We start from the raw sequence: 2810 nt of genomic DNA on the forward strand, positions 1-2810 counted from the left end.
CAACAGCTCTTCTAGACCCTTCCGGGCCGACTCCAGCTCATCGGGATCACTGGCTGTTTGTAAAATGGTGTTGTAGGTTTGGCGAGCTTCCAACAACTGCCCAGCTTGTTTTTGTGCCAAAGCCAGCAGCAGCTTGACAGCAGTATCTTGCGGTTCAGCAGCGGCCACTTGGTTGAACAACCGCACCGCCCGGACGTAGTCTCCCTGCCAAAAGGCGGCCATCGCATCGGTGTAGTCTCTCTGACTGTTCGCGCTCGGAACCATGGATCCTCCCTTCACTGCTTGCCTACCTCTGTTCACGCGTCAACACAGATGCAAACGGAACGCCCCCAACACCTCAAAACCCCATGGATGCAGGCTATCCCCCCTTTTCCACATTCAGTCAAGCAAGAGTGGGCCTTTCTGCCGCCGTCTCAGGGCTTACCCTCAACAGCCTCGACACGCATCGGTAGGGGACAGATTTGGTCCAACTTTCCCCATTGTGGCTGGAGTTAGCTTGGATCTTTGATAGGAACTATACACTTTCCTCTCGCCGAACTCACAGGGGGCCGCTTGTCAACCCCAACGATTGGATCGCAGGATGGCCGACTGATCCAGCAATGGCAAGCGCGATCCCGTTCCGGGCACCACCCATTCCCCTCGCAAAAAAGGAGCCATGGACTCAGGAGCCGTGAGGGCAGGCCGCACCAATTCAGTCTTCAGCCACTCCATGCCTACAATTAAATCCACAGCCAAGCCCATGAGCAAATCCTGTTGATCCATCACGGCCACCACAGGAATCTCGGCTCGGTCGATGTTCAGGGGCGGGCTGATCCCCAAAAATTGCCCCAGGTCTGCAACCCAGATGATCTCGCCCCGCAAATTCAGCGTGCCCAGCAAAACTGGGTCCACATTGGGCATGGGGGTGATTTTCTCTGGGCCAATGCTCATCACCTCCACAACCGATACCGCTGGCAGCGCAAATTCCTCCCCGGTGGCAATCTTGAACTTTAGGAATAGCTCACCTTCGGGAGCCTCCATCTCCCGCAACTCTTGGGTCTCATCCCCCATCAATAAATCCAGATCCCCCAGCATGATGCTCCCCCGCATGGATAGTCTTGTGGACTGTTGATCCCGCCCCCCTCCCTGCTTAAAACGCAGAGTCGTTCTCAGGACCTACCGAAAGGCGTGGAAGCAGAAGGGGCAGCTCTCAGCCTCTCAGTAATTGCTTAATCGTACCCACCAGTTCCTGGGGCTGGAAAGGCTTGGCAATGTAGGCATCCGCTCCCTGGCGGATCCCCCAGTAGCGGTCAAATTCTTCGCCCTTGGAAGAACACATGATGATGGGCGTTTTTTGGGTGAGAGGGTCGGCCTTGAGAAGACGGCACACCTCATAGCCGTTCATGCGCGGCATGACGATGTCCAGCACGATCAGGTCGGGTTTGTTTTGCTTCACCGCCTCTACGGCCTCCACCCCGTCTTCCACAGTCATCACCTCGAAGCCGTTTTCCTGCAGCAGCTTGCTGATCATCTCCCGCTGGGATTGGCTATCTTCCACCACCAAAACGCGACTCATTTCCGATTCATCTCCCGCAATTGATGTTTGATGGTCGCCAGGAGCTCTTGGGGCTTAAAGGGCTTGGTTACATAGGCATCCGCCTGGTTGCGCCTGGCCCACTCGATATCAAAGGTCTGGTCTTTGGTGGAACACATGACGATGCGAATGTGTTTGGTACTTTCATCCCCCTTTACTTCCCGGCACACCTCGTAGCCGTTCATGCGCGGCATGACAATATCCAGCACCACCACATCAGGCTTCTGCTGGCGAATGCACTCCATTGCCTCTACGCCGTCTGTTGCTGTGGAGACTTCCAAACCGTTCTCGGAAAGCAAGCTGGAAATGGTCTCCAGGTAGGTACGGTTGTCATCCACCACCAGCACTTTGCTCATTGCCGTCTTGCTCCTTTTGCACTCCCGCGCAACCGTCGGGCTGCTTTGACTGAGGTTTGCTCTTGTAACCTCACCTGGCTCCCTGGCTCCGGGCCGGCCATGCTACCCCTATTGTTTCGGTGAGGCCACTCTTCTGTCCAGTACCCCGCCCACAGTCCTCTGTGCCAACATTTTGGCTGCCCCAACGCCTATTCGCCACCGCCCCGTTTGGGGGGAGGGCCCACGTAGGATTCGACAATGGTCAACAACTCCTTTTCCGCAAAGGGTTTGCTCAAAAATTCGTTCGCTCCGGCCATGCGGGCCTTAATCCGGTCGGTAAAACCATCCTTGCCGGTCAGCATAATCATGGGGGTTTCGCGGAACTGGCTGGATTTGCGCAACATGGCGCACAGCTCATACCCATCCAACTTGGGCATGGCCACATCGCAGAGAATCATGTCGGGGTTGAGAAGAAACACCTGTCCCAGCGCTTTGAGAGGATTGCCGATGGTGGTAACCTGGTAGCCCTCGTTTTGCAGGATGAACTCTACGGTTTTTTGGATGGCCATGGAGTCGTCGATGCAAAGGATGTGGCTGGGCTTATCGCTGGGTTTGAGGGGACGGCTGGGCTTGGGCTCCGCGATCAAGACGGGCTCGGACAGTTGAATGGCCCCTTGGCGGACGTAGGGATAGATGGCCTTGGCCACCGCCAGGGTGTCTCGACCCAGGTAGCGACCCATCTGGCGAATGCTGGTTTTGCCGTCTGACCACTCGCTCAGGGCTTTGAAGACGGGGGCGGGCAGGTTTTGCTGGAGCGGCAGGGGGTTGACGATGGTGGGAGCTTGGTTGGGAGCTTGGATGTAGGGGTGCAGCTTTTTCCACTCCTGCACTTGGGCTACGAT

Annotated in this window: 5 protein-coding genes; all 5 read right to left on the minus strand. The window is 56.5% G+C overall.

All coding sequences use genetic code 11. The annotated features are described in order from the left end of the window. Positions 1-264: tetratricopeptide repeat protein (locus NW837_RS00610; RefSeq protein WP_414328791.1), on the minus strand; the 264-nt coding region annotated here is incomplete at its 3' end. Positions 265-555: 291 nt separating this feature from the next. Further along, the gene (locus NW837_RS00615) at positions 556-1074 is read right to left on the minus strand and encodes a CheW domain-containing protein (RefSeq protein WP_414328792.1); all 519 of its coding nucleotides are present in this window, start codon (positions 1072-1074) and stop codon (positions 556-558) included. Between the two features lie 115 nt (positions 1075-1189). Next, a complete protein-coding gene (locus NW837_RS00620; RefSeq protein WP_414328793.1) occupies positions 1190-1555 on the minus strand; it encodes a response regulator transcription factor in 366 nt (121 codons plus the stop codon). Continuing rightward, on the minus strand, positions 1552-1929 hold the full coding sequence (locus tag NW837_RS00625; protein ID WP_414328794.1) for a response regulator: 378 nt from the start codon (positions 1927-1929) through the stop codon (positions 1552-1554). The genes NW837_RS00620 and NW837_RS00625 overlap by 4 nt, the downstream gene beginning before the upstream one ends. Before the next feature lie 188 nt (positions 1930-2117). Next, positions 2118-2810, minus strand: a 693-nt coding sequence (locus NW837_RS00630) for a response regulator (protein ID WP_414328795.1), incomplete at its 5' end; no start/stop codon positions are given.

This window comes from Synechococcus sp. R6-10 (assembly GCF_047461815.1).
Lineage (GTDB): Bacteria > Cyanobacteriota > Cyanobacteriia > Thermostichales > Thermostichaceae > Thermostichus.